The following is a 26,039-nucleotide window of genomic DNA, read 5'->3' as shown; positions in this document are numbered from 1 at the left end:
GGATACATTGCTGATATCAATGTAAAGATTAAACAAAATTAAATTATGGATGATTACTCACCACAAAACAACCCGTTTGATGATGAGTACAATCTGGAATACATACTCACCGAGTGGCAGAAAGCCATGTCGGCTCTACATACTGTCTATAACGACCTGATCAGGTATAAAAACACGTTAAAAACGAATGAGGTAACCACGAACTCGTATGCAGGCCAGTGCCCGGCCGAAGCCCTGACCTCACTGATAACAACCATACAGACTGAATTGAAAACCCTGCTGACTGATATGGATCAATCGGACGAACTCGATCAGGCGGCTTACAACCAGCATTGCAGGAAGTTGATCGAGCATACACAAGCTATCCATGAACTGGTTTACAAAGCGCAGATCAGGTTGTATCTGGCATCGGGTTCCAGTTCTTAAACCAGCATGACTCACCCACTCCAGCCGTCAATAATGTACCGGCTCAGCAGGGGTCTAAGCAATAAACCCAGCTTATCAATCTGATTCTCCCGACAGCGAGCGATTAGAGTTCTTTGTTAAACCAGAGTTGGGGCAACGTAACTGTCTCGTACCAATAGCTGCGGACTTGTTTGATGTACGTTTTCCATTCTTTATAATCGAATGGTTTCTGGGTATACGCCGTAGCTCCCCGCTGATAGGCTTCCCAGGTGTCGCGTTCTTCTTGGCTTGACGAGAGAATAATTACTGGGAGTAAGCTGCCCTGCGCGTGTCCCCGAATCAACGACAAAAACTCAAACCCGTTGGGACCCGTTTGTAAATCAATATCCAACAGAATCAGCCGGGGGCCTCTTCCCGTTAAATCATCCAGATACGTAGCAGCCTCGGCAAAACTGCTCACGTGCATAAATAGGGCTTCGGGAAAAGCTTGTTCGCCAGCCCGAGTGAGAATATCCGCCACATTAGGATCGTCATCGATCAGAAGAATAGGAAATTGAGAAGGCATACCCATGATTTACAATCCCAAAAATAAGGATAAAGTAGATCGGGTCCGTTGTTTGAGCAGGGCGGAATGCTATTCTCTTTCCTAAAAATTCTATACTGCTTCATCTGGCGATCCCACTACGCAACATGAAGCCGATTAAATCTCTACCGGCGAGGTTAGTGGTAAAGTATGGCTCTCCGGAGCAGACAGACCTATTTTATGGCCAGTCAGCACTTCAGGCAAACCACAAATACGCTATCTTATCTGACAGTACGCAGCTTTAAAACTCCACCGAGCAACCGGATAGCCGAAACAATTAACTAATATATTAGTTGTAAAACTAAATCATTAGTCATACCTTTCGAATACCACTAGCTTTCGTACTCAATTTTATGCAACTACGCGAACTGACCAAAGCCGAAGAAGAGATTATGCGCGTACTCTGGCAACTTCAGAAGGGATTTGTCAAAGACGTACTGGCCGAGCTGCCAGAGCCTAAACCCGCCTACAATACCGTGTCGACCATCATCCGGATACTGGAGAAAAAGGGACTAGTGGGTTACACGGCCTACGGCAAAACGCATGAGTACTACCCGCTCATCACGGAGGAGCAGTACCGCCGGTACCAGACTGAGCAACTGATGACGAATTACTTCGACGGGTCGCTGAAAAAGCTGGTTTCGTTTTTCGTGCAGGAGAAAAACATCAGCCTTTCCGAAGCCGACGAGATCATTAACCTCCTAAACAAAAAGAAAGACCAATGAACGCCCTTGACTATTTCCTGAAAGCTAACCTCTACGGTCTGCTATTTGTGGGCTGTTACGGGTTGTTACTACGTCGGCATACGTTTTTTGGGCTGAACCGAGCCTATCTACTGCTATCGGTGATGCTGACGCTGACGTTACCGCTACTAAGCCTGCCTACAGAAACCGCCGAAACGCTACCCCTACCGGTAGGCGTTATCGCTCTACCCACAACGGCGATAGCGGCCGCCCCTACACCCATTGAACCGAGTCTGGACTGGATGCTGATCGGCCAGTGGGCGTATGGACTGGTTGCGGTGGTCTTACTGATTCAGTTAGGGCGGCAAATCGAGCGGCTGCTTCGCCTGATCCGGCAATCGACCCGACACGCTCGGGATGGTTACGTACTGGTCGAATCCGGTGATCGAACCGTACAGACGTTTTCGTTCTTTGGGTATTTGGTTGCCAATCCTGCCGACCTCCGAAACGAGTTAATTATCCGGCACGAACTCGTGCACATTCGTCAGCTTCACAGTTTCGACGTACTGGTCTTGGCTCTGCTCAAAGCTGTTTTCTGGTTGTGCCCGGCTTTACGGCTACTGGAACGGGCGCTACGTCAGGTTCATGAATTCCTGGCCGATCGGGAAACGAACCAGCCAACCGACTACGCTCGATTTCTGGTTGACTATGCCTTTGGGCTACAACCTGTTGAGGCTGGCCAATATTCCGTTGCCAACGGCTTTTTCACCCCGTCACTGCTGAAGCAACGCATTCAGATGCTTCAGCAGAAAGCGACGACGCGCTGGGCACTGGGCAAATACGCCCTGGTGTTGCCTTTAGCGCTCGGGCTGCTGGCGATGACAACGGCTCGGGAGGAAATTACAACGGCCTTTACCCAACAGGCTGATCCCACAAAGACCGTGACCGGCCGGATTATCAGCGCTGTCGATGGCAAGCCATTGCCGGGAGCTATTGTAACAGACGCCAACACCGGTAAGGGAATTCCAACCGACGCCAACGGGCGATACCATTTAAAGAACGTCTTATCTTCGCATAGGCTATCGGTCAGCTTCGTCGGCTTTGAGACAGTAATTGTTCCGATTGATAAACAGTCTGTCGTTAATGTAGCCTTAGCTCCTCAGGAGGCTCCCGAACTGCCAGCAATGGGTTCTACGGCTGTCTATAAAGCAATTAAGCCGAATCCTAACATGCCCGTCAGGACACCGCCCTCTTCTGAAACAATTAATGGTCGAGTATACACAGCGGTAGAAGAGCCGCCCGTTTTCCCAACGGGTATACCGGGTATAATGCAGTACGTAGCCCATAATCTGCGCTATCCTGCCAGTGCCAAAAAAGCTGGTGTGGAGGGAACTGTCTTCGTCCAGTTTGTGGTGCTTCCAACCGGGAAAATTGGTCCTGTACATGTAAAGAAAGGCATTGGCAGCGGGTGTGATGAAGAAGCTACGCGTGTGGTGAAGCAAATGCCTAAGTGGATTCCAGGCCAGCAGAACGGAAAGCCGGTATCAGCACAATACGTATTGCCAGTGCTGTTTTCCCTGGAAGAAAGCGCCCCAGCCGCCAAACCAGATTCGACGAAGAAACAAGGCTTCAATAGCATCCTGGATAACACTAAAAATGCTAAATACACCTTATACGGTGACACGAAAACCAAGTCATACCCAACTGTTGATTCCATCTGGAAACGGCCTTCTCCTGTAAGCATACGCGGTGTAGGTCCGCTCGGTCCTTTAGGCGAAGAACCGCTTTACATCCTCGACGGGACAGAAGTTTCTGACAAGCTGGTTAAAAGCCTCAATGGTAAAAACATTCAATCCATTGACGTATTGAAAGGAGAATCGGCCACGTCGGTCTATGGCGAGAAAGGCAAGTATGGGGTCGTTATTATAACCACGAAAAAATCATGAGCGCTCCCTCCTATTTCCTCAACGCGAGCCTGTTTTTGCTATTATTCTATAGCTGCTACTGGCTGCTCCTCCGCCGAACTACATTTTTTGCGCTAAACCGGGCGTATCTGCTTTTATCTGTGGTACTGTCGTTACTTCTTCCCTGGATCGACCTGCCCGACCATGCCGCCGAGTCGTTACCGATAGGAACCCTTACATTACCAGCTTTTGACGTTGACCAAACGGCCACTCGTCGAACCGATGACGTAACAACGGCCCAATGGCTTTGGCTCCTGTATGGCCTGGGCGTTTCGGTTATGCTCCTGCGACTTATAGTAAATCTGGTAGCGGTGCTACGTCTCGTTAAAAAGGGCAGGCGGGAAGCTTATCGGCATTACACGCTCGTCTGCTTACCCAGCGACTCGACCCCGTCGTTTTCGTTTGGACACTATCTGGTGCTGAATCAAAGCGATGCCGGTAGCCAACCGGAAACCCTCATCCGGCACGAAGAAGCGCACATTCGCCAGCGCCACACCTGCGATGTACTGTTTATTGAGCTGGTACGTGCCGGACTCTGGTTCAACCCGGTGCTGTGGCTGTACAAACGGTCGCTTCAGGAAGTTCATGAGTTTTTAGCGGATCGGGCAGTGCTGAAAACTCCCCAACCCGATTACGCCCGTCAGTTGGTGGCTTACGCGCTCAACGTCCCGTCAACGGCCCTGACAACGCCCTTTGCTTCTGTGTCAACCCTAAAACAACGTATCGTTATGCTTCAAAAACCCCAATCGAATCGCTGGGCGCTGCTGGGTTACGCCCTTGTACTGCCCCTGGCAACACTTCTGGTGATGTGTACCCAGCCCGACCAGGCAGTAACTGAAGGGAAACGGCCTGCCTTTCATCAACCGTTACGTCAAGCCGGTATCGACGGTGAAGTGTTCACGGTTGTTGAACAGCAGCCCGAGTTTACGGGTGGAATGAGCAAACTGGGTAATTTCCTTATGCAAAATCTGCGTTATCCGAAAGCCGCCCAAAGAGCCCAGGCTCAGGGTAAAGTGTTTGTCCGTTTTATTGTAACAAAAGAGGGAGAAGTCAAAGACGTCACCATTCTGAAGGGAATTGGTTTTGGTGCCGATGAAGAAGCGGTTCGGGTGGTCAGCCTGATGCCCCGCTGGAAGCCAGGCATGCAAAATGGACGTGCGGTGAATACTCAATTTAATCTACCCATCAATTTTACCCTGAACGATCCGGCTAATCAAACCAACGAAGCGATCGTTCCCCCTCCGCCACCACCTTTTCCCGATGGCCAGGCTCAGTTAAAGAGCCTTAACCAGGTAAAATTCTTTACTATCAATGGCAAAACGGCGACTAAAGCACAGGTCGATGTCATTCCTGCTGATAAGATTAAACGTGTTGAAGTGTTTAGTGATAAGCAAGCCGTTGCCGTTACAATGAAATAGTAGTAATCACATTACCTCTCCTGCTCCTTCCAGGGGATGAACAGGAGAGGTACACACCTATACAAACGTTACTCTTTCACCACTTTCCGGTCAGCAAAACCACTCGGCGTTTGAATTTGCAGGAAATACACGCCCGTTGGCAGTTGACTAACGTCAAACGTTGCTGCGCGCTGGCGAGCCGGCACAGCAGGCTGCAGTATAGTAGCACCGGTCAGCGTCTTAAGCGATACGTTCTGAATAACTTCACTCGTGGGTACTTCAACCGTCAATGTGGTTTGAACTGGGTTGGGATACACCCGCAGCGCGTCTGACCAGGATGGCTCAATGCCCGTGACTGCCACTACATTAAACGTCCGATCGACGGGAGCAGCCGCGCTAAACTGCGTATTGCCTTCCTGAATGGCCCGAACCGTAACCGTTCCTGCTCCGGTAAACGTTAACTTCGGGCCGTTCAGCTTCGCGGGTCCGCTACGTACCTGAAAACTGACCGGCAGGTTCGACGATGACGTCGCTTTTAAAGTCATATCGCCCTGGTTTGTGTACCGGTCAGCAATCGTGCCGAACGTAATGGTCTGCGCGGTTTTGGCGGGCGCAGTTCGTGTCGCCTGTGTATACCAGACGGGCCACTTGGCACCGGTGTATAGCTCAACGGCTTTCCCGGAAGACGATACTTTGTCAGCCCCCAAGACGACACCTGAAATCCCTTCGTTTCCGTCGACTTCGTGGCTGAACACTAATTTATCATCCAGGCGTGAGTAGCTGGGAAAACCTAACGTATTGTTTTCGAACACTTCGTAGGCTTTGCCAATACTCCGGTCGGCGGCAACGATAAAATACTCGTCGTTATCCTGATCGAAATAATCGAACGCGATAATGCCGGGGGAGTTCTTCGCATACGAAGGATTACCGATGCTAATGCCTTCGGGTAAACTTGAGAACAACCCCTGAATTTTGCCGTCCGCGAAATCATCCGCTTTGTTGTCCCAGACGTCGATGAAGCTAACGTTCCAGTACCCAGTCTCGTCGCCGGTCGAGTTATACGCATCATACACGAGCTGCTCGCCCGCGTAGTCCCACTCGAATGAATCGGCAAACTGTACGTTATTGGTTACGATGCCTTCTGTGTACGTAGGATTATATAATTTGAACTCTGCCCATTTCTTTTTCGCGAAACTATAGACGTAAATCGACGCGTCACGGTCAGCCGTCAAAGCGGCCAGTTTCGTACCATCCTTCGAGATCGCTACGTTATCCCAGATCGTTTCGTCGGAGACGACAAACTCTTCGGGTGCTCCCGTCAGATTAACCGAGCGAATGCGTTTGTCGGACGATACGTAATACGCCACTTTCCCATCATCGGTAACACTCGGCCGGTGGCGTAAAGCCGTTTTTGTTTTCTGATCGAACGTAGCGTTGGGCTGCGTTATATTGGTTGAATACAGATTCGACCCGTTCAGATCAGTCAACAGCATCAGATCCTGCCCCGATGCTACCGGCAGATCGGGCTGTTTACCCGGTGTTGTCTGGGTATCTTCCGTGATGCCAACGGCATCGAACGCCTTTTTAGCGGCAGCTACTTCGGCTCCGGTGGCACCATACAAGTCGCCCGCAGCTTTGATGACGGCCAGCCGCAGATCCAGAAATTGCGACGAAGCAACCAGGTATGTGGTCAGTGCGCGGTAATACACCTGCTCGGCTTTTTCTTTGCCAATGGCTGTCGCAAACTTGTAGAACGCGAAGTTAGCGATACCACTGTTACTATGCACCCCACCGTTGTCGTCGTCATCCTCACGCTGTTCAAACTGATCCATCGTGGCGGGTTGATACCCTCTGGCTTTGGGGGCTTTCCCCTGGTTTGGATTCGATATATCGCGGAGTGCGCCCGTCGAAATAACGCTGGTTGGGGTTACAGCTTCGCCTAATGTCCAGTTCGCCCGGTCGATCATCACCCCGAAGATATCCGCAAACGATTCGTTGAGCGCGCCCGATTGCCCCTGATACACCAGTCCTGCCGTTTTCTCAATCACACCGTGCGTCATTTCATGGCCCGCAACGTCTAATCCACCGGCTAGTGGTTTTAACAGATTCCCGTTCCCGTAGCCCATAATCTCTCCGTTCCAGAAGGCATTGTCGAGCCCTTTCCCGTTTTTATCGGTAATATTTATGACTGAAAACATGGTGCTGCCCGAACCATCCAGCGCATTTCGCTTAAAGGTCTTACTGTAATACTCGTAGGCAACACTAGCGTTGTAATGCGCCGATACAGCCGTTGGGCTCCAGTCCGTATTGGTCGTCGATACAATCTGATTGCGTTTGATCTTAGCGTCGGTTTCCTTACTATTGCTGGCATCAACGGTTATAATCGCTCCCACCGGACTGTTGGGCATAATCGACTTATCGGCATTAAACATCGGCCGCGATACGTCGATCATGTAATATTTGCTGCCTTGCTGGTACGTCTGAAACGAGCGCATCACGCCGTTCAGGTCCTTAGCCGACGTTTTCACGCTGCCGGGTCCAACGAACGTACAGGTATTGTCGTATTTATTGAGGATTTCGCCCGTTTGGGCATCGACTACGTATTCCCAGCGTTCCATCAGGTTCGGCCGCACGGTGACTCGGTAGGCTAAGTGGGCGGCCCCCTGCCTGGTCGGAAAAATGCAGAGATCGCCTTTTGCTTCTTTCAACTTGAAGAGGTTATCGCCAAACGAACGTACCGGCGCTGTTTTACTGACGTCTTTCAGCGCCAGGGCTGATGCCTGGATAAGGGTCAGTTTTGGTGTGGTCGACAGGTTTTCCGGCACCAGCTTGTACCGGCCGTTCAGCAGCGTCACTTCGCCATCGGTCAGGTGCGCGACCAATTCGGCGTTCAGGACGGGAACGCCCCGGTGCGTTTGCGTCAGCCGAACGTGCGTCTGGCCAAGTTCATCCTGCTCGGTGCGGGCAACGGCGAAACTGGACTCGGGGTTATTCACTTTAAGTAAGCCCCGTACCTGGTTCATAAACTGATACGTCGACGAAGTAATTGCCGCTGCCGATAGCCGTGCCCCCCGGTTGTTTAGGGACTTGGCCGTACCCGACCTGACCACGTTGCGCTCAATAAAGACGGGCAAATCTGTTGATGTATCCCGCACAACTTTAACCTGCGATGGATGCATAGACAACGCTAAAGGAACTGCCGCCAGCCGGGCCTGGCGGTTAGCGGGCGATTTCGCGTTGTCGATAATCGCGGCATTGAGTTTGTCGGCCAGACGGGACGTAGGGGCCGTTGTTTTGAGCTTTTGCCTGAACCCCGCTCCGGGTTGCTGCGCCCATGTGGCACTGGCTACGCACAGACTTAAAAAAAGAAGAGGTGTTTTCATCTGGATAGAATGACTTATTTAAGCTGAACCGGAATCATTTTCAGAAATGACCTGTAGAACGCAGGATAGCGACCAGGGACCGTTGTTCCCGGCGCGCCCCAGACTACTCTATATTTTTCTTCACCCTTGCGCCACTGCACGAACGTGTAGAGGTTACCGGGCTTGTTAAACTTCGTCGTCTTGATTTTGCAGGTCTTTTCGGCGGTTATAAATACCCGTTTCGTGGCCGTTGCGGTTTGTCGGCCAAGGGAGGTGAACAGCGAATCGCTGCTGCGACGGCCGAAGAGCTGGCCATTATCGAACAGGTAATACGTAGTGGAAGCGCCCGTAAATCCGCCCCCGCTCCCGACCATAATCTGGCGGCCGGTATACGTAGCGGGAGTCGCAGCGGGCGTTTGTGCTGGTGCGACTACCTGATTCAGCAACAGAATCAGCAGGATACAAGGAAAACAACGTGCGTTCATTCCGGGTGGGTTTGGTGATTACGACCGGAACAAATGTATAGGCACCTCCCAGGCTCATCAATACGCCATTTGTATGATTTGTAGAAAGCAGGGCCTTGACCGTCATTTAACCGGCGTCAACCGGATAGCATACGCCGACCGGCTTCGCAGCAAACCGGTTCAAGGGAACACGTAAGTAACTTGGTCAACGATCAGGGAGGGGTAGGCTGACCGTAGGTGGTTTGTGAAATGCCGACTGACGTACCGAACAGGCGACGGTGAATGCGCACCCGCAGCAGGTTATCAAAATCACCCGATTCGATTTTCGCCAGACTCGGTGTAGCGCCTAATCCGCGGGCAATTTCCAGAATGGTATTGCTATGGCCGACGACCAGAACAGTTTTGTTTTTGAGCTGGCCGACTCGTTTGCTGATCGCGTCCAGCGGCTTGGGCGTATAGTCGACCGAAGGAACCTGGATGCGTTTAGCCAGCGGTTCGGCCGTTTGTCGGGTGCGTCGGTAGGGCGTTGTAAAGATAGAGTCGATGCCCCGGTTGGCGAGTGTGTCGGCCAGTGCCAATGCCCGCTGATGCCCAGCCGGACTTAAGTCGGTCGAGTCAGTCTCATCGACTTTTTCGGCATGGCGAACGATGTACACAGTTGTGGTAGAGCAACTGCTCAATACGAACAGCAACAACGTACTGTACACAAAGACCAGACGTATCATACAGGCGGGGTTATGCCGCAATGATACAAAAAAAGCGCTCATAACAGTCGAGCGCTTTATAGGCTTGATTTACTTCCCCATCCATTTCTTGAAATCGGTAGCCCGTTCCCGACTCACCAGCACCTCACCGGTTGGGGCCGGTTGCAGGGTCAGCTTAAGCTTGTGGTTGAAATATGAATGAATTTGCTGGATGGAGTTGATGTTCGTCAGAAACTGCCGGTTGATGCGAAAAAAGAGCGCCGGATCGAGCATGGTCTCTAGCTCATCCAGTTTGTAATCAACCGTGTAGCGCTGACCCGAGCGCGTGCGAAACAACGTAACGCGTTCTTCAGCCTGGAAGTACGCAATATCGGTGACCTCGATGGGTAACCACTGCGATAAGTAACGCACCAGAAACCGGCTTCTGTACTCCGTTGCCTGCGATTGCTGCCGCAACTGATGCACGAGAGCATCGATGGCTACGACCTGAATCGGTGGCGCTTCAGGTTTCCGGTTGAGCTGGTGGTGCTTTTGCAGGCTGGCCGCCAGTTCAGGCTGCTTAATGGGCTTCAGCAGGTAGTCGATGCTGTTCACTTTAAACGCCTTAATGGCGTATTCGTCGTAGGACGTAGTAAAGATGACCGGGGCCGATACCGTTGTCTGCTCAAAGATCTCGAAACTCTGCCCGTCGGCCAGTTCAATATCCATGAAAATCAAATCCAGGGCGGGGTTCGTCTGGAGATAATCGACCGCCGTTTCGACGCTGGCCAACGTATTGACGATCTGTATATCGGGATCAATCTCAACCAGCAGCTTACTGAGTCGGCGGGCGGCCAACTCTTCATCTTCGATAAGTAAGACATTCATAAAATTCATTCGCGGCTAAGGGGCTCACGCATTATGACTTTAAAGTAACTACGCTATGCTGGCGCGTTCAACAGCATCGTGACTCGAACCGGCAATCCGTTGCCTGAACCCGTCAAAACAACGCCTAATCTGGCACCCGATTTTAGGCATTCAGGCCGTAATGAGGGGGAGCGCCACTACGAACTGACCAGCTTCTTCACGGACTGTCGGGCGAGGCTGACCCAGCATCTCATACTTGGCAATGATATTGTTCAATCCGACGCCGTTGGACACGACGCCCTGTTTTTTCTGCTGAAGGTTATTACGTACGTAGAGATTAGCCAGTCCATCGGTGCGAATCTCGACCGTCAGCGGCCTGCTACCCATCACTACGTTATGCTTTACGGCGTTCTCGACCAGCAGTTGCAGCGTTAGCGACGGAAGCTGATAGCGGCCAAACTGTTTGTCGACCTGCGTAACCAGGCGAAAGCCGTCGCCATAGCGTGTACGCAGCAGATGCGCGTAGGAGCGAATGAATTCCAGTTCTGTATCCAGATTGGTTAGGTTCTGCTCGTTGGCCCGAAGCACGTAACGATACACCGAACTCAGCTCTTCGGCGAACGTTTCGGCCTGTTGGGGGTTCTCGCTGATCAGCGCAATCAGCGAGTTGAGGCTATTGAACAGGAAGTGCGGATTGACCTGCTGCTTCAATACGTCCATTTGCTGCTGCATGTGCAACTGCTTCAACTCATACTCACGCCGGGTGCTTTCCCGCAGCTGATTATACGTAAAGATGGACTCGTGACTCCCCGCCGACGTAACGTTCGTGACAAAACCAATCATGAGCACCCAGGGAATAGTCTCTGGTTTGTAGGGATAGCCCAACTGGTCATACGTCCAGTAAATCACCAAAATGACGGACATCAGAAGGAAGACATACCCCAGCATGGAGTACAGCAGCCGCTGACCAAACTGATCGGGCGCACCGTAGCAGAATCGCATGTACTTCATCCACATCGTCAGCGTCACAAACACAAAGAGCCCCCAGGCGTTGGCAATCAGGGTGGCGGGTACAAACAACGACCGATCCTGAAAGTACACGGATCCAAAAATCACGTAGTTGGCAATGATCAATGCCGGGTAATTGAGCAGGTAGATCAGCACATCGTAACGATCGAATTTGGCCCACTGTTTCATGAGGTAAGATAAAATGAACGCTTTTTCATGGTATACCTTCGTTCCTATCGATCTCTAAAGCTGTTGAGCCGAAATCAGCGGCAGAGCTACTCTAAACTGCCCGGCTTCTTCGCGCACGATAGGCTGAGGCTGGCCCAGCATTTCGTATTTAGTGATGATGTTGGTAAGTCCGACACCGTTGGAAATGACACCGTGTTTTTTCTGCTGAAGGTTGTTGATTACGTGTAAATTGGCCAGTTCGTCGGTGCGAATCTCGACCGTCAGCGGCCTGCTGCCCATCACTACGTTATGCTTCACGGCGTTCTCGACCAGCAGTTGCAGCGTCAGCGACGGAAGCTGATAGCGACTGAACCGGGGATCGATGTGCGTAACCAGTCGAAACCCCGCCCCGTACCGCGTTTTGAGCAGATGCGCGTAGGAGTGAATAAAGTCCAGCTCGGTATCCAACTGGGTCAGATCCTGCTCATTGGCCCGAAGGATATACCGGTATACCGAACTCAGCTCCTCCACAAATACTTCGGCCTGTTTTGGGTTATCGCCGATCAGGGTGATCAGCGAATTCAGGCTGTTGAACAGAAAGTGTGGATTAACCTGCGTTTTCAACACGTTGAGCTGGTTCAGTAAGGCTTCCTGCTTGTACATTTCAGTGGCTATGCTGTTCTCCCGCCATTTCGTCAACGTATAATACAGTTCGTACATGCACAGGGAAATGATGTTTGAGCCTGCTCCTATCCAGAAAATAATGACCTTACTGGTGTGGGAAGCCTCGAAATTGAAAAACGGAATGAAGCTGTATACGACGAATGAGATGACCGAAGTAGCCAGCGTCAGAACGAAGAACACCGGAAATTCGAGCACCATCCGCAGGGGCGTTTGAGACAACTCCGGATAGCGCTTCATAATCCGCTGGATTATAGCTGTCTGAAGCACCAGGAGAAGGGTACAAACTGCATAGGAGTTCGCCGACGCAATCAGGAACACGCGCCAGTCGGAAAAATAGCGGTCGCCGAGCCAAACGTAGTTACCCAGCGGAACTGTCCAGGACACCAGGCCGAGCAAAATCCAGATACTCTGCGTCGGTAGCCTGAGCGAAAGGCCTTGAAACGACCGACGAAACAATTGAGCCATAAGCTTGATCAAAACCGACTGATTTCAGTCTGTACGGTTGACGACGACTACGAATATCCACAATTATTCCTGAGTGGCCCAATGAACATATCTTAAATTAACAGCCGCTTTAGCAGGCGGTCTATTCCTGGAAGGGTACCGCACTGATCTGCTACAGAATCAGCCCATGAACGTAACGCCCCATGGTCTGTATCAACGGAACAGCCACCCAACACTCGACCGGTAAAGTCAGCGTTAGGCGGCTGTTCCGTTAGCCTCATCTACTGTTTACTACCGGCCAGTTTTAGATGAATGCCAATGGCCGGCAGGATGTATCCTTCGTCGGGCAACTCAGGATCAGTGGCGTAGTCTATACCCCATTTGGTTCGGTCGACGTTGAGCGTTGCCTCGACCGACAACTGATTGTTCTCCACCTGAATCTTGGCCGGAAAGGCCACGGCATTCGTCTTGCCCAGCATCGTCAGCTCCCCATTTACCTGATAATTCGCTCCCGCAACGCCCTCCTTACCAGTATAGGGCGTAATGCTGGTAATGGCATACGTAATGTTGGGGTGCAAAGCCATGTTGAAGAAATCAGCACTTTGCAGATGATGCGTCAACTGCTCCTTCAGTTCTTCGGTCGGCTGGTTGAAGTTGACGATCGACGAAACGGGGATAGTGAACGACCCGCCGGTCACCTTGCCGTCTTGTACCAGCAACTGATCGCTTTTCACCGTAATCGCGCCTTCGTTAAAATAGCCGGTTCGCAGACTGCCTTTCCATTCCGCAACTGACTTTTTATCATCCAGCTTATAGGCATCCACCGTAGGATCGACCGGGTCGTGTTTACAGTTCCACAATAACGTGGCTAAAGCAATGACACTAAATAAGGTTACGTTTTTCATAAAATTTGGCGATATGCCATGATTAAAAAGAGGTTTTGACTTACAAGACTAAAGAGAACTGGTTGCGTTAAATTCACCCACGAACACTACGTATCAGGGAGCAGGCGGAATATGGGCAGGCACGGTATTGTTTACGGGCCTGAGCGATTTCAGGTAGGCGAAAACAGCCTTCATGTCGGCATCTGTCATATTGGTGTAGTTCGGCCACGGCATGGGCGGCAGTAAAGGCCGACTATTGTCCAATCCCTTAAACTTTCCTTTCCGCATGGCATTGGTAAACTGCTCGAACGACCAGTTGCCGATACCCGTTGCGTCGGGTGTCAGGTTAGCCGCAAACGATACGCCCCAGGGGCCAGCGAAAGCCGTGTTCTGCCCGTTGAAGATTACCCATTGGCCGGTTTTAACCAGGTTTTTATCGTAATCACCCAGTGGTTCGGCACTATTGTAACCCGATAAGAAGCGGTCCATATCGGGGGCAGGCCCCTGTGGGGTCAGCTTTTTGGGCGCATGGCAATCGGCGCAGCCCATAATCGTGACCAGGTACTCCCCGCGTTTGATCATAGGGTCCTGGTGGGCGTGTTTCCGGACCGGAACCGTGTGGTTCAACCGTTTCGGCGTGTTTTCAGGCATTGTAAAGGCACACGCCAGCCCGATGGCAGCCGCAGCCGCCAGATAAATCCACTTCGTCATGTTGCAATTGTTGTTTTTTAGTGAAAAAGGCGGCCCTGCGGTACGCCTGGTTAATCTGGCATACCGTAAGAGTTTGAACTAGTAAGAGAAGATATATTGGTCAGGCGTGCATCCTGATCAGTTGCTTACTGGGTGTCCGGTAATAGTGGGCGTTTTTCTGGAATACCGAGGTCGGCGCGTCGTTGGTAAACTGTCTGAAATCGCGGATGAAGTGCGCCTGATCGGAGTAGCCAAAACTATACGAAACATCCAGCCAGTTGGGCGTAACTGGCTTTTGCTGCAAGGCTTCAAACGCGTTCCGGAAGCGAATGATGCGCTGGTACATCTTGGGCGTAGTGCCGTAGTTGTCTTTGAAACTACGCTCCAACTGGCGCTTACTGATAAACAAATGTTCACTCAACGCTTCAATGGACAGACTGCCTTTCGACTCCCGGATCAGGCGCGAGGCTTCAAATACGTAGTTCCGCTCGTTGCTTACGTTCCGAAGCTGCGCCAGCAAAAACGACTCGGCCATCCTGACCACCTGGTTGATGTCTTCTCGCCCGTATACCTCCTCCACCAGCCGGTTGATATTCTTACCAAACAGGTTTTCCAGATCCGTAAAGTTGTTGAAAAGTGACGCTACCGGCACTTTAAACAACTGAGGCAGACATTCGGGTTTAAGCTGAATTCCGAATTTACGGACTGTTCCTACTGACTTCCAGTGCACTGCATCCTGATAAAGCCCCGCAAAGAACGCTTGCGGGAGTTTATGCCAGGTATCGTTAAAACACACATGGGCGCGGTTATCGTCTAAATGGATGATAAGCTCCAGAGTTCCAAACGGCAGACAGCGCTGGACGGGGGATTCTTCCTGACCGCTGGCCTTGAAATGGTGCAGCCAGTAGCACTCCACAAAGGGTTGAAGTGCCGCAGAAGGCTTAAATTCCTGATAACTCGTGTTCATTAGTGTTCAATAGCACGTTGTGAATGGTGCGTAAAAGTAAAACGACGTTACTCGCTTATATTGAAAAAAAGCGACATCTGCGCAAACGGTCATGCAAGCGCCAATGAGTTACGGACTTTAGTGAGCCGGTCGGCAGGCAACTCGTCTTCAGCCAGTTGCAGAAACTGCTTAAATACCTCCGCTGGGGCACCCTGTTTTACGCCCGAGAGCCAACCGACCACTTCCTTGTTGTTAATTGAGCGCATCATCCAGCGGCTTTCGATCAGTAGTGTTTGTGGGGGAATCGACTTGAGAATCTCGCTTTCCATCTGCCGAATTTCCGCGTCGGTATACTGCGTCCAGAGCAGGTACATCAATACGTTCTCCTCCTTGTTCATGTGGTACAGGTTAAAGGCGATAAACTCGTTGAAGGCAAAAAAGATACGCTGCCCGATTGCTTCTTTCTGTGCCAAACGGTCGGCAGTCTTCCATTCCTGAATATGATCGAAAAGGGTCTGCGTCAGGCGGTGGTCGATCTCGTGATCGCTTTCGAGTTCGTCGATGAGCTGCGCATTATACTTCCGGATGTGCGGCAGAATGAACTGATCTTCATTCTCGGCGTGCTCATCAAACAGATGGAGTATCTGTTCCAGTTGCTCAACGGCCGCGTTGGCATCGTCGGGCTGCGCGAAGTCGGTGCGCTGCAATCGGAGTGCCGTATCGTACAGCATACTCCGTAACCCTTTGTGAATCTGATTAAACACGTTATAGCGTTGCTCCTGCATGATTTCTGAAGAGGTTTATTTAACGGCTATCGCTTCAATTTCGACCATAAGTTCTGGAAATGCCAGCGCCTTCACTTCTACGAGCGTACCGGCTGGTACCCCATTCGCGGTGCTCACCCGAACCAGCACCTGCCCATACGCGGCAAAGAACTGCGCTACTGAAGTGGTGTAAAAGTTGAGTCGCACTACGTTGGCTATCGAATAGCCAGCCTGGGTCAATACCGTATCCAGATTATCGAAGCTTAGCTTGATTTGCTCGCTCATGTCCGCAGCAACGGGACGGCCTTCGGCATCCATTGCGGCCTGACCGGCGCAATAGAGCGTGTGGGTTGACTGTGACACTTCAACGGCCTGGGCATACCCTAACTGGTCTTGCCACTGCCAGGGATTGATCATTGATTTTTGCATTGTTCTTAGTTTCTAAAAGAAGTATTTGTCGTTCAGCGCTTTCCGAACGCCTGGACAAAAGTAGAGCAAGCGATACGCCCAGTATTGAAGAAATGCGACAGATGCAGAATCCATCCAAAAAACCGGTTCTCTTTACCAGATGGTGCAGTACCGGCGTTGCAGTTCGGCGGCTATTCCTTTTTTAATGGCCTGGCGACCCAGCCAGTTCAGTAGAGGCTGCATCACTGCCATCCAGCCGGTCAGGTAGGTGCCGCTAATCATAACCGTATATCCCAGAGTATACAAACTTTTAGGCATCCCCTGCGCATTGGACTGACCATCGCGCGCCAATCCGTACGTAATCTGAAGCGTCTGCTCAAAACCCGGGCAGCCCGGAGCGATCCGGCACTGGAAACGGCATGACTGACTGCTCTGGTTAAAGAATCGGTGTTTACTCCTAATGGGTGCAGTGGCGCTCTCGCCGGGATTGAGTTGCAGGATCTGATTGCCGACCTGAAGGCTCAACTCGCCTTCCAGACAGGTAAATTCTTCGGCGAAGTCGTCGTGGTAATGCAGGGGATTACCTCCGCCCGCTGACAGTGTAACCTCTACCAGCGTGTGGTAGTCATTGCTTTCGCGGCTGGTTTCCAGGAAAACAACTTCGTCTTTCAGAATAGGGTTGATAATGGTACGGGCCGTCTTTGTGGTCTGCATGAGCTTGTTGGTTAAAACTAGATGCTGGAAAACGAGCGGATTGGAATAACCCATCGCAGGTTAATGTTCCGACGTTGATAGCCCAAAGTTGTACCCAATCAGAAGCGATTAGCCATACCGAACTGACTAAAGCGGCACTTATCGGTACTGAAGCCGCCAGACGAATGCATTCGGGCGATGTGAGTATGAATGCGCTTTCGTGGTTAGTCGCGTTACCCTAAAAAAACAGCCAGCGAACAAACAAAGCTATTTTAGCTCGTTTGTTCGCTGGCCAAACGGTAGTCCTCTATACGGCTACCTCACTAGCAAATTGATTAATAACAACGGTTTACAGATCCCGAATCCAGATGTTGCGGAAACCAACCGGGTTGCCGTGATCCTGAAGCAGGATCGGGCCAGCGCCGTGAGGCTGTACTTTTGGGTAGCCGATGTATTCGGTTGTTCCCCGAATGGCTGTGTGATTCTGCACCAGCACTCCATTCAACAGCACCGTTACGTAGGCATAGTCCGTCATCAAACCGGCTTTGTTGAACTTCGGTGCCTGGTAGATGATGTCGTAGGTTTGCCATTCGCCGGGTTTGCGGCTTGGGTTCGCGAGGGGAATCGCCTGCTTGTAGATCGAGCCCACCATACCATTCACGTAAGTCGGGTTATTGTAGTTGTCCAGTACCTGCAACTCATAACGGCCCTGCAAGAAAATACCGCTGTTTCCGCGGCCCTGGCTGTTGCCTTCTACTTTCTCGGGCGTTTTGAATTCAATGTGCAGTTGAAAGTCGTTAAACTCCCGCTTCGAGCGCGCTGAAAAGCCTTTGGTCGAATACAGGACACCATCCTGAACCGGCCACTTCAACGGACCTTCGTTGGTTTTTTCCCAGTTCGCGGGAGCATATCCTTTAATAGCGACCCACTCGTCGGCGTTTTTGCCATCAAAAAGCACGATAGCATCGGACGGAGCAGTCGGACCGGTAGCGGTCGGTCCGGTGTTACCCGGTGTAACAACCGGCGGAACAGGTTCCCATATTTCGCTTGACTGGGGGTTTTGTTTGGCGGGTTCTGGCTGAGCCAGGGCCACCTGAACCATAGCAGCTCCTAAAAGGCTTAGGGAAAAAGCACGCGAAAGCATCACGTTTCTCATGGTAATAATAGAGGGTTATTAAATTCGCAGGTAAAACGCCCAAAGATAGGCAATTGCTGTATTCAGTCCTTTTTAAACAAAGGATGAACAATTTCAAGTCTACTATCCGAGGTGCAACAAGCCGCCTGTTTCCGGGTGCATGAGCCAGAAAACGTCTACCCAAATACGTTGGTCGGGCGCTGTTTTCGCAATATACCGGCGAGCCTGCTCGAACATAAGTCGCGGATCAGTGTTTTTTTTAAGGCTTGACTAAGAATTATTACGAACTACACACCTGTGAGTGATCGCCAACCTGAACTTCGAACTGTTAACGTAACGCGCTACGTTACCCCATTGCGCGAAGGAGGTTCCTTACCGGCCATTGTTGAGGCAGACGACGGTTTTTTGTACGTCCTGAAATTTCGGGGAGCCGGTCAGGGCACGAAGGCGTTGATAGCTGAACTCATTTCGGGTGAGTTGGCCCGTACGCTTGGCCTGCGGATACCCGAGCTTGTGTTTGCGAATCTGGATGAGGCCTTCGGACGTACCGAACCCGACGAGGAAATACAGGATTTACTACGTGCCAGCACCGGTTTGAATTTAGCTCTTCACTACCTGTCGGGAGCCATTACGTTCGATCCGCTTGTGACCAGCATCGATGCAAAGCTCGCTTCGCAGATTGTCTGGCTCGACTGCCTCATTACAAATGTCGACCGCACTGCACGCAACACGAACATGCTGAGCTGGCATAAAGAACTCTGGCTGATCGACCACGGAGCATCGCTGTATTTTCACCATACGGGTCAGCCCTGGCAGGAGCAGGCGAAGCGGCCGTTTTCGCAGGTAAAAGATCACGTTCTGCTGCCCCGGGCTACTGAGCTCGATGCTGTCGACGCTGACTACAAACAGCTGCTTACACCCGAGCGTATCCAATCCATCGTGTCGCTGGTTCCCGACGAATGGCTGACCGCAGAGCCCTCTTCTGAGTCGGCGAATGAACTGCGGCAGGTTTATGCCCAATTTTTAGAGACGCGCCTTGCCGCGTCGGACGTTTTTGTCAAGGAAGCCCAACATGCCAGAAAAGCACTTGTTTGAATACGCCGTGATTCGGGTTGTGCCGCGCGTTGAGCGAGAAGAGTTTCTCAACGTCGGCGTTATTGTTTATTGCTCTGCGCAAGGCTTCCTGAGAACAGTCTACGCGTTACCCGAAGAGCGGCTTCGGGCTTTTTCACCAGATGTAGATATTGAGGAACTTCACGAGCGGCTTCGGGCCTTCGAGCGAATCTGTGCCGGACGCAGAGAAGGCGGCCCCATTGGTCAGCTACCCACAGCCGGACGTTTCCGGTGGTTGACAGCTGCCCGCAGTACCATCGTACAAACCTCGCCCGTTCACGCCGGACTGTGTACCGATGCCAGTGAAACGCTGTCCCGGTTGTATGAGCAGTTGGTTGGTTAATAGAAACAATATGTAGCCTTCTGAGCATGAACAAGCAAGTTTTGTCATCCCAGCGATCCGACCCTTCCGTCGGGATGACAAGAACTACTATAAAAACGCTTGGGACAGTAAAGCCATGAGTAAATTGTCTACCCTTCCGAACGGGTATTAAAGTCGGCTCAGGCGCTCGGCGGCTTCCTGCAGGACGGCATCATCTTTGGCGAAACAGAAGCGCAGGATTTTATAATCGTTCTTCTGGTTGTAGAACATCGAGACCGGAATAGAGGCTACTCCGATTTCATGCGTCAGCCGCACGGCCAGATCGTAGTCGGATTCGTCGGTGATATTTGCATACGAAACAGTTTGAAAGAAGCTTCCTTCGGCCGGCTTGAAGGTGAATCGGGAGTTGCGAAGCCCGGCAGTGAACAGATCCCGCTTGCGCTGGTAAAAGTCGGGTAACTGTAGGTAATGATCGGGTTGTTGCAGATAATCAGCCAACGCGTATTGAATAGGGGTAACAGTGCTGAACGTAAGGTACTGGTGAACTTTCCGGAATTCAGCGGTTAACTCAGCCGGAGCCAGGCAGTAGCCAATTTTCCAGCCAGTGATGTGAAACGTTTTACCAAACGAACACACTACGAACGTCCGTACACGCAATTCGGGGTGCGTCATCAGCGAATGATGTATCCGTCCGTCGAACAGGATATGTTCGTAAACCTCATCGCTCATGATCCAGATGTCTCTGCCGCGAACGAGGGTAGCCAGTTGGGCCAGATCGTCGGTGGTCCAGACGTGACCGGTTGGATTATGCGGGGTATTGACCAGCATCATCCGGGTCTTGTCGGTAATCTTCTGTTCGACAACCTGCCAGTCAACGGTATAACCAGGCGGAGTTAGCGTTACGTATACCGGCACACCGCCGTTCAATTCAATGGCGGGCACGTAACTATCGTAGGCCGGCTCAAACACCAGCACTTCATCACCCGGCCGAACCACAGCCGCTATAGCCGCAAAGATGGCTTCGGTAGCGCCGGACGTAACGGTAATCTCCGTTTCAGGATCGTAATTGACCTTATACTGATCAGCCGTTTTCTGCGCCAATGCTTCGCGTAAGGCTGGAACACCCGCCATCGGCGCGTACTGGTTGAATCCTTTCCGCATGTATCGCTCTACCAGCGAAACCAGTTCAGGTGAACAGTCGAAACCCGGAAAGCCCTGCGACAAGTTAATGGCCCCTACTTCAATCGCCAGCTTCGACATGACAGTGAAGATCGTGGTGCCGACGGCTGGTAGCTTCGATGCAAGACGCGCTGCGGATGTAGTGTTCATGTACGGGGTAATCCTTCGTTAAATTTGATTTTACACTATTTAACAACGTTTAAGGTGGCCTGCCGTCTAAAATTTCCCGAACTTACAGACAGACATAGGTAAAAACGAATGAGTATATATCTTTAGGCTATTAATAAGCGGGGAATATTTTGTTTTATTTAAATAATTAAGTACTTAACTAACCTTACCAACCACATGAAACAATTTGTACGAGTACGGACTGTCGTGATCGGGATGCTGCTGTGGGCAGTCTGCCTGATCGCTACCACGGCTCAGGCACAGGAACGTCGCATAACCGGACGCGTTACGTCCAGCAAAGACCAACAGGCCATTCCAGGTGTAAACATTCTTATTAAAGGTACCCAAACAGGGACCACAACGAGCGCAGATGGCGACTTTTCGCTGAACGTATCGCCAAATGCTACATTGGTTGTCAGTGCCATCGGTTTCGCCGGTCAGGAAATTGCCGTGGGAAACCGTACGCAGCTTACCATTTCGCTTCAGGAGGCCAATCAGAGCCTCAACGAAGTGGTTGTTACGGCGCTGGGTATCAAGAAAGAAGCTAAAACGCTGGGCTACGCTACGGCCACCGTATCCCCCGAGCAAATCACAACCAACCGGACGGTTAACTTCGTGAACGCGCTTCAGGGTAAAATTGCGGGCGTGAACATCAGCAGCCTCGGCACGGGAGCCGCCGGTACAAGTAAAATCCGGATTCGGGGCCAGTCGTCGTTTTCGGGTCAGAACAACCCGCTCATCGTGATCAACGGCGTACCAGTCGACAACACCAACTTTGGTCAGAACAACGGCAACACGGGTGGCGACAACTCCATCGGCAGCCGGGACCGGAACTATTCCGATGGGGGCGACGGTCTGTCGTCGATCAACCCCGACGATATTGAGCAGATGACGATCCTGAAAGGCGGTACGGCAGCAGCTCTCTACGGCTCACGGGCTAAAGATGGCGCTATTCTGATTACCACCCGAACCAAAGGCGCCAGTTCCGGTATCGGCGTTACGTATAACACCAACTTTACGACCGACCGCCCGCTGGACTATACGGACTATCAGTACGAGTATGGTCAGGGCGAGTACGGTGTCCGGCCGACGGCAGCCAACCCTACGTCGGGTGTGTGGAGCTTTGGCGAGAAGTTTCAGCCGGGCATGACGCAGGTTCTGTTCGGGGGCGTAACGGTACCGTACGAACCCGTTCGGAACCGGATCAATAAATTCTACCGCGACGGCTCAACCTGGACGAACTCGATTGCCGTTTCGTCGAGCAGTGAGAAAGGCGGATTCAACCTCTCGGTTTCCAATACCGATAACAAGGGCATTACCCCAAACAATACGTACAACCGGAAAACGATCAACCTCGGCTTTAGCTACAACCTGTCGCCGAAACTGAACGTAACGGGTACGCTCAACTACTCCAACGAGTACAACAAAAACCCACCCCAGATCGCTCAGCAGGACAACAGTACGCCAACGGTGGTGTACACGCTGGCCAACTCCATGCCGTTCGACGTGCTCGAAGCCAATCAGATCAATCCCGCTACTGGCAACGAGTTTGTCTATTCGCGGTTCATGAACCGGACGAATCCGTATTTCGTGCTGAACAACAAGTTCGAGAACATCCGGCGCGACCGCCTGTTTGGCAACCTCACGGCCCGCTACAACTTCACCGACTGGCTGTATTTGCAGGGTCGCGTAGGGCAGGATTTCTGGACCCGCGATCAGGATTACAACTTCCCCACCGGTCAGGCTTCGCTGGCCGCGGCTCCGGCCGGATTCGTCAATGGTGCGTATGTGCAGGAAGCCCGGCGGTTCCGCGAAGTCAACGCTGACTTCCTGATCGGTGCCAACCGGCAATTTGGCAAGTTTGGTGTCAACCTGAACCTGGGGGGTAACCAGCTCTACCGCCGGAGCGACGTGAACAGCGTACTGGCTACGGACTTCATTGTGCGCGGGTTATACGTACCCCAGAACGGCCGAGTAAAAGATCCGACCTTTGGCCTGAGCGAGCGCAAGGTAAACTCGCTCTACGGGGCCGCAGAGTTCTCGTACAACGACTTCCTCTACATCAACGCCACGGCGCGGAACGACTGGTTCTCGACTTTGTCTCCCGCCAACCGCAGCATTCTGTATCCGTCCGTGACGGGTAGCTTTGTGTTCTCTCAGGCGTTCAACAATCTGCCAGCCTGGGTGAATTTCGGTAAAATCCGGGCGGCCTACGCCGAAGTAGGCAGCGACGGAGACGTAGGCCCTTATTCAAACAACCTGTTCTACGCCGTTAACGCCAACCTGTTCCCCAACCCGGCCGGTCAGCCTCAGCCCTTGGGTAACATCACCTCGAACACCATTCCGAGTACGAATTTAAAGCCAAGCCGGACGGCCGAAGCTGAAGTAGGTCTGGAACTGAAACTGTTCAATAACCGGGTTGGCCTCGATTTCACGTATTACAACAAAATTACCAGCGACCAGATCGTGTCCGCCCAATCGTCTGATGCATCGGGTTATACCAGTACGCTCATTAACAGCGGAGAAAGCCGCAACCGGGGTGTCGAACTGTTGATCAACCTGGCACCGATTCGGACCTCCTCCTTCTCGTGGGACGTAACGTTGAACGGCTCCTATAACAAAACGAAGCTGTTGCGACTGCTTACCGACGATGACGGTAGCCCAGAGAAAGACTATAACAAAGACGGTCGCGCTGAGCAGATCAAAACCGGTGACGGAATCTACGTGGGTGAACTTCGTCAGGTTGTTGGTCAGGAATTAGGTCAATTGTACACCTACGGCTATGTTCGCGACGCGCAGGGTCGGATTGTACATGGGGGTGATGGTCTGCCGGTTCGGACGCCAACGCCGATCTCATTCGGTTCGGCGCTGCCCAAATACGTTGGCGGTATTACCAATAGCTTTACCTACAAAGGCGTTAACCTCTCCTTCCTGATTGACTTTAAACTCGGTGGCAAAATGATTTCGGGTACAAACCTGAACGCGTTCCGCCACGGTTTGCAGATGGAAACACTGGTGGGCCGGGGTGAGTCGGACAACAAAATGGTCGGCGTAGGCGTAAACGAAAAAGGTGAAACCAATTCCGTTCGCGCGTTCGTACAGGACTATTATTCAGTTGGCCGTTCGAAAAGCCTTGGGGAGCAGGTTACCTATGATGCCGGATTCTGGAAACTTCGCCAGATTACATTATCGTATGATTTCACCCGGTTCCTACCTAAAACGCTGTTCATCAAAGGCATTCGTCTAAGCGCTGTGGCCAACAACGTAGCGATTCTGAAGAAATGGGTACCAAACATCGACCCTGAATCATTCGGCTTTAGCTCCGACAACCTGGTCGGACTGGAATCGACCGGCTTACCTACCACCCGGAGCATCGGTTTCAACCTGAACGTCAAATTTTAACTGAATTACCCGTAGTCACCGGCTTGTTCAGTGACTACAGGCACCAACGATTTTACTTATGAAAAAAATAACACTTACGCTTGGGCTGATTTGTGTGTTGGGCTGGATGAGCAGTTGCGACAAAGGTTTCGATCAGCTCAATATCAATCCAACGGCGGCTACGTCCATCAATCCGCTTTTCGAGCTGAACAACGCGATGGTCAATACAGCCTATCCGGGCTCTACGCTGATCTTCGAAGAAGCGATTGTTCAGCAGATTTTCACCCCCAACTCAGGAATTGTGGCGGGTGGCAACTATAACATCGACAACCGTGGACCCACGGGCAGCAACGGCGGTATCTGGCGGCAGTATTATCAAAACGTAATTCGGTACCTGGTCGATGTGGTGAAACAAACCAAAAGCGACGCCAACCGCACCAATCTTTACAACATGACGCGTATCTGGAAAGCCTACACGTTCATGGTGCTGACAGATACCTACGGCGATGTGCCGTACACCGAGGCCGGGACTGGATACATCAGCGGGAACACAACGCCGAAATACGACACCCAGGAAAGTATCTATACGGACATCATTAAAGAACTGACCGAGGCCTCGGCGGCTTTAGATGCCACGAAACCGACCGAAGCTGGTGAAGTCGTTTACGGCGGGAACGTTCAGAAGTGGCAGCGGTTCGGCTATTCGTTGCTGCTCCGGGCGGGTATGCGCCTGACAAAGGTGAACCCTACGCTGGCCCAGGCGACCGTGCAGAAGGCCGTAGCCGGTGGACTGATTCAGTCCAATGCCGATAACGCCGTGATTCGGAACAACGCCAATTACACCAACCCGGTTGGCGGTACCCTGAACTCGACCGAAGCCGCCAACTACTACCTGACGGGCGCTTTCGTGGATTACCTGAAGTCGACGGGCGATCCTCGACTGGCATCGATTGCGGTACGGTACGTTGGTGCCAAAAGTGGTCCTGAGCAAACAGCCGCCCGCGCGAACCGCGACCCGGCGGTACAGATCGGTATGCCTCTGGGGTTTGATAACGGAACAATTACGGCCCGCGCCACTGCCGACAAACTGGCGAGCTTTTACGATTATTCGCAGCTAGACCGGACGCGGATGGGCAGTCAGTTTGCGCCAACTTTTCTGGTAACGTACGCCCAAACCCAACTACTGCTGGCCGAAGCCGCTCAGCGGGGCTGGACAACGGGGAGTGCCGCCGACTTCTACAACGCGGGCGTTACGGCGCACATGAAGCAGTTGGGCGATTACGATGCCAGCGCACTGGTATCTGACGCGAACATTGCGACCTATCTTCAGAAAAATCCATACGTAGCGGCTAACGGTCTGGAACTGATCAACACACAGTACTGGGTAGCGTCGCTGCTGAATGGACCCGAAGTGTTCGCAAACTTCCGGCGCACTGGTTTTCCTAAGCTAACCCCTAACCCGTATCCGGGTAAGGAGATCAAAGGCGAATTCATTCGTCGGCTAAGTTATCCTGATCAGGAGATTTCGGTAAACCTATCAAAACTGAACGAAGCGCTGACGCGCCAGGGCCCCGATAACCTGGATACGCGTGTTTGGTGGGACAAGCCGTAACAGTTCGCTCTACTCCTATATTCAACGCAAAA

General features: G+C 51.9%; 23 protein-coding genes. 8 read left to right on the top strand and 15 right to left on the bottom strand.

The features are described 5' to 3' along the window. Positions 1–45 precede the first annotated feature (45 nt). The gene (locus tag ACYVBJ_RS13805; protein ID WP_460982890.1) at positions 46–426 is read left to right on the top strand and encodes a hypothetical protein; all 381 of its coding nucleotides are present in this window, start codon (positions 46–48) and stop codon (positions 424–426) included. Positions 427–529: 103 nt separating this feature from the next. Here the strand turns inward: ACYVBJ_RS13805 and ACYVBJ_RS13800 are convergent, their stop codons facing one another. After that, on the bottom strand, positions 530–970 hold the full coding sequence (locus tag ACYVBJ_RS13800; protein ID WP_460982889.1) for a response regulator: 441 nt from the start codon (positions 968–970) through the stop codon (positions 530–532). Between the two features lie 371 nt (positions 971–1,341). On the opposite strand from ACYVBJ_RS13800, the gene ACYVBJ_RS13795 reads away from it, so the two are divergent. From ACYVBJ_RS13795 to ACYVBJ_RS13785, 3 genes are read left to right on the top strand one after another with little or no spacing between them, the layout of a single operon-like run. After that, entirely contained in the window at positions 1,342–1,713 is a 372-nt protein-coding gene (locus ACYVBJ_RS13795) for a BlaI/MecI/CopY family transcriptional regulator (protein ID WP_460982888.1), read from the top strand. After that, on the top strand, positions 1,710–3,617 hold the full coding sequence (locus ACYVBJ_RS13790; RefSeq protein WP_460982887.1) for a M56 family metallopeptidase: 1,908 nt from the start codon (positions 1,710–1,712) through the stop codon (positions 3,615–3,617). Before ACYVBJ_RS13795 ends, ACYVBJ_RS13790 begins: the two co-directional genes overlap by 4 nt. Next, on the top strand, positions 3,614–5,053 hold the full coding sequence (locus ACYVBJ_RS13785) for a M56 family metallopeptidase (protein WP_460982886.1): 1,440 nt from the start codon (positions 3,614–3,616) through the stop codon (positions 5,051–5,053). The genes ACYVBJ_RS13790 and ACYVBJ_RS13785 overlap by 4 nt, the downstream gene beginning before the upstream one ends. A gap of 68 nt (positions 5,054–5,121) precedes the next feature. Here ACYVBJ_RS13785 and ACYVBJ_RS13780 read toward each other — a convergent pair whose 3' ends face one another. From ACYVBJ_RS13780 to ACYVBJ_RS13720, 13 genes are all read right to left on the bottom strand, one after another. After that, a complete protein-coding gene (locus tag ACYVBJ_RS13780; protein WP_460982885.1) occupies positions 5,122–8,415 on the bottom strand; it encodes a M4 family metallopeptidase in 3,294 nt (1,097 codons plus the stop codon). Positions 8,416–8,429: 14 nt separating this feature from the next. Then, positions 8,430–8,879: an FAD-binding oxidoreductase gene (locus ACYVBJ_RS13775; RefSeq protein WP_460982884.1), complete on the bottom strand. Its 450-nt coding sequence runs from the start codon at positions 8,877–8,879 to the stop codon at positions 8,430–8,432. A 191-nt stretch (positions 8,880–9,070) separates the two neighbouring features. Further along, the gene (locus ACYVBJ_RS13770) at positions 9,071–9,583 is read right to left on the bottom strand and encodes a SixA phosphatase family protein (protein ID WP_460982883.1); all 513 of its coding nucleotides are present in this window, start codon (positions 9,581–9,583) and stop codon (positions 9,071–9,073) included. 69 nt (positions 9,584–9,652) lie between these two features. Beyond that, positions 9,653–10,429, bottom strand: coding sequence for a LytR/AlgR family response regulator transcription factor (locus tag ACYVBJ_RS13765; protein WP_460982882.1), 777 nt, complete (start codon positions 10,427–10,429; stop codon positions 9,653–9,655). A 150-nt stretch (positions 10,430–10,579) separates the two neighbouring features. Next, a complete protein-coding gene (locus tag ACYVBJ_RS13760; RefSeq protein WP_460982881.1) occupies positions 10,580–11,605 on the bottom strand; it encodes a sensor histidine kinase in 1,026 nt (341 codons plus the stop codon). A 54-nt stretch (positions 11,606–11,659) separates the two neighbouring features. Continuing rightward, the gene (locus ACYVBJ_RS13755) at positions 11,660–12,733 is read right to left on the bottom strand and encodes a sensor histidine kinase (RefSeq protein WP_460982880.1); all 1,074 of its coding nucleotides are present in this window, start codon (positions 12,731–12,733) and stop codon (positions 11,660–11,662) included. A gap of 260 nt (positions 12,734–12,993) precedes the next feature. Continuing rightward, the gene (locus ACYVBJ_RS13750; RefSeq protein WP_460982879.1) at positions 12,994–13,617 is read right to left on the bottom strand and encodes a YceI family protein; all 624 of its coding nucleotides are present in this window, start codon (positions 13,615–13,617) and stop codon (positions 12,994–12,996) included. Between the two features lie 93 nt (positions 13,618–13,710). Continuing rightward, positions 13,711–14,307, bottom strand: coding sequence for a c-type cytochrome (locus ACYVBJ_RS13745; protein ID WP_460982878.1), 597 nt, complete (start codon positions 14,305–14,307; stop codon positions 13,711–13,713). Between the two features lie 100 nt (positions 14,308–14,407). Next, entirely contained in the window at positions 14,408–15,253 is an 846-nt protein-coding gene (locus tag ACYVBJ_RS13740; RefSeq protein ID WP_460982877.1) for a DUF6597 domain-containing transcriptional factor, read from the bottom strand. Positions 15,254–15,342: 89 nt separating this feature from the next. Continuing rightward, positions 15,343–16,017, bottom strand: coding sequence for a hemerythrin domain-containing protein (locus ACYVBJ_RS13735; RefSeq protein ID WP_460982876.1), 675 nt, complete (start codon positions 16,015–16,017; stop codon positions 15,343–15,345). 15 nt (positions 16,018–16,032) lie between these two features. Further along, complete coding sequence (locus ACYVBJ_RS13730) at positions 16,033–16,425, bottom strand: RidA family protein (RefSeq protein ID WP_460982875.1); 393 nt, start codon at positions 16,423–16,425, stop codon at positions 16,033–16,035. 132 nt (positions 16,426–16,557) lie between these two features. Then, on the bottom strand, positions 16,558–17,118 hold the full coding sequence (locus tag ACYVBJ_RS13725) for a cupin domain-containing protein (protein WP_460982874.1): 561 nt from the start codon (positions 17,116–17,118) through the stop codon (positions 16,558–16,560). A gap of 328 nt (positions 17,119–17,446) precedes the next feature. Continuing rightward, positions 17,447–18,253, bottom strand: a complete 807-nt coding sequence (locus ACYVBJ_RS13720) for a 3-keto-disaccharide hydrolase (RefSeq protein WP_460982873.1) — start codon at positions 18,251–18,253, stop codon at positions 17,447–17,449. Positions 18,254–18,529: 276 nt separating this feature from the next. Here ACYVBJ_RS13720 and ACYVBJ_RS13715 point away from each other — a divergent pair, with 276 nt between their 5' ends. Continuing rightward, the gene (locus ACYVBJ_RS13715) at positions 18,530–19,327 is read left to right on the top strand and encodes a HipA family kinase (RefSeq protein WP_460982872.1); all 798 of its coding nucleotides are present in this window, start codon (positions 18,530–18,532) and stop codon (positions 19,325–19,327) included. Next, positions 19,305–19,688, top strand: coding sequence for a DUF3037 domain-containing protein (locus tag ACYVBJ_RS13710; protein WP_460982871.1), 384 nt, complete (start codon positions 19,305–19,307; stop codon positions 19,686–19,688). Before ACYVBJ_RS13715 ends, ACYVBJ_RS13710 begins: the two co-directional genes overlap by 23 nt. A 147-nt stretch (positions 19,689–19,835) precedes the next feature. Here the strand turns inward: ACYVBJ_RS13710 and ACYVBJ_RS13705 are convergent, their stop codons facing one another. Beyond that, positions 19,836–20,996: a methionine aminotransferase gene (locus ACYVBJ_RS13705; RefSeq protein WP_460982870.1), complete on the bottom strand. Its 1,161-nt coding sequence runs from the start codon at positions 20,994–20,996 to the stop codon at positions 19,836–19,838. Positions 20,997–21,191: 195 nt separating this feature from the next. Between ACYVBJ_RS13705 and ACYVBJ_RS13700 the strand changes: the two genes are divergently transcribed. Both ACYVBJ_RS13700 and ACYVBJ_RS13695 read left to right on the top strand, forming a co-directional pair. Then, positions 21,192–24,416 (top strand): SusC/RagA family TonB-linked outer membrane protein, encoded by a 3,225-nt coding sequence (locus tag ACYVBJ_RS13700; protein ID WP_460982869.1) that lies wholly within the window; start codon positions 21,192–21,194, stop codon positions 24,414–24,416. Between the two features lie 58 nt (positions 24,417–24,474). Beyond that, positions 24,475–26,007 (top strand): SusD/RagB family nutrient-binding outer membrane lipoprotein, encoded by a 1,533-nt coding sequence (locus ACYVBJ_RS13695; RefSeq protein WP_460982868.1) that lies wholly within the window; start codon positions 24,475–24,477, stop codon positions 26,005–26,007. Positions 26,008–26,039: the final 32 nt, after the last annotated feature.

Source organism: Spirosoma fluminis (assembly GCF_054778895.1).
The sequence above is the reverse complement of the archived record's forward strand: the minus strand, read 5'-3'. Positions and strand labels throughout refer to the sequence as shown.

Bases quoted from the DNA above. Each gene is read 5' to 3' on its own strand.
- ACYVBJ_RS13805 (WP_460982890.1), top strand. From the start codon at position 46: ATGGATGATTACTCACCACAAAACAACCCGTTTGATGATGAGTACAAT.
- ACYVBJ_RS13800 (WP_460982889.1), bottom strand. From the start codon at position 970: ATGCCTTCTCAATTTCCTATTCTTCTGATCGATGACGATCCTAATGTG.
- ACYVBJ_RS13795 (WP_460982888.1), top strand. From the start codon at position 1,342: ATGCAACTACGCGAACTGACCAAAGCCGAAGAAGAGATTATGCGCGTA.
- ACYVBJ_RS13790 (WP_460982887.1), top strand. From the start codon at position 1,710: ATGAACGCCCTTGACTATTTCCTGAAAGCTAACCTCTACGGTCTGCTA.
- ACYVBJ_RS13785 (WP_460982886.1), top strand. From the start codon at position 3,614: ATGAGCGCTCCCTCCTATTTCCTCAACGCGAGCCTGTTTTTGCTATTA.
- ACYVBJ_RS13780 (WP_460982885.1), bottom strand. From the start codon at position 8,415: ATGAAAACACCTCTTCTTTTTTTAAGTCTGTGCGTAGCCAGTGCCACA.
- ACYVBJ_RS13775 (WP_460982884.1), bottom strand. From the start codon at position 8,879: ATGAACGCACGTTGTTTTCCTTGTATCCTGCTGATTCTGTTGCTGAAT.
- ACYVBJ_RS13770 (WP_460982883.1), bottom strand. From the start codon at position 9,583: ATGATACGTCTGGTCTTTGTGTACAGTACGTTGTTGCTGTTCGTATTG.
- ACYVBJ_RS13765 (WP_460982882.1), bottom strand. From the start codon at position 10,429: ATGAATGTCTTACTTATCGAAGATGAAGAGTTGGCCGCCCGCCGACTC.
- ACYVBJ_RS13760 (WP_460982881.1), bottom strand. From the start codon at position 11,605: ATGAAACAGTGGGCCAAATTCGATCGTTACGATGTGCTGATCTACCTG.
- ACYVBJ_RS13755 (WP_460982880.1), bottom strand. From the start codon at position 12,733: ATGGCTCAATTGTTTCGTCGGTCGTTTCAAGGCCTTTCGCTCAGGCTA.
- ACYVBJ_RS13750 (WP_460982879.1), bottom strand. From the start codon at position 13,617: ATGAAAAACGTAACCTTATTTAGTGTCATTGCTTTAGCCACGTTATTG.
- ACYVBJ_RS13745 (WP_460982878.1), bottom strand. From the start codon at position 14,307: ATGACGAAGTGGATTTATCTGGCGGCTGCGGCTGCCATCGGGCTGGCG.
- ACYVBJ_RS13740 (WP_460982877.1), bottom strand. From the start codon at position 15,253: ATGAACACGAGTTATCAGGAATTTAAGCCTTCTGCGGCACTTCAACCC.
- ACYVBJ_RS13735 (WP_460982876.1), bottom strand. From the start codon at position 16,017: ATGCAGGAGCAACGCTATAACGTGTTTAATCAGATTCACAAAGGGTTA.
- ACYVBJ_RS13730 (WP_460982875.1), bottom strand. From the start codon at position 16,425: ATGCAAAAATCAATGATCAATCCCTGGCAGTGGCAAGACCAGTTAGGG.
- ACYVBJ_RS13725 (WP_460982874.1), bottom strand. From the start codon at position 17,118: ATGCAGACCACAAAGACGGCCCGTACCATTATCAACCCTATTCTGAAA.
- ACYVBJ_RS13720 (WP_460982873.1), bottom strand. From the start codon at position 18,253: ATGAGAAACGTGATGCTTTCGCGTGCTTTTTCCCTAAGCCTTTTAGGA.
- ACYVBJ_RS13710 (WP_460982871.1), top strand. From the start codon at position 19,305: ATGCCAGAAAAGCACTTGTTTGAATACGCCGTGATTCGGGTTGTGCCG.
- ACYVBJ_RS13705 (WP_460982870.1), bottom strand. From the start codon at position 20,996: ATGAACACTACATCCGCAGCGCGTCTTGCATCGAAGCTACCAGCCGTC.
- ACYVBJ_RS13700 (WP_460982869.1), top strand. From the start codon at position 21,192: ATGAAACAATTTGTACGAGTACGGACTGTCGTGATCGGGATGCTGCTG.
- ACYVBJ_RS13695 (WP_460982868.1), top strand. From the start codon at position 24,475: ATGAAAAAAATAACACTTACGCTTGGGCTGATTTGTGTGTTGGGCTGG.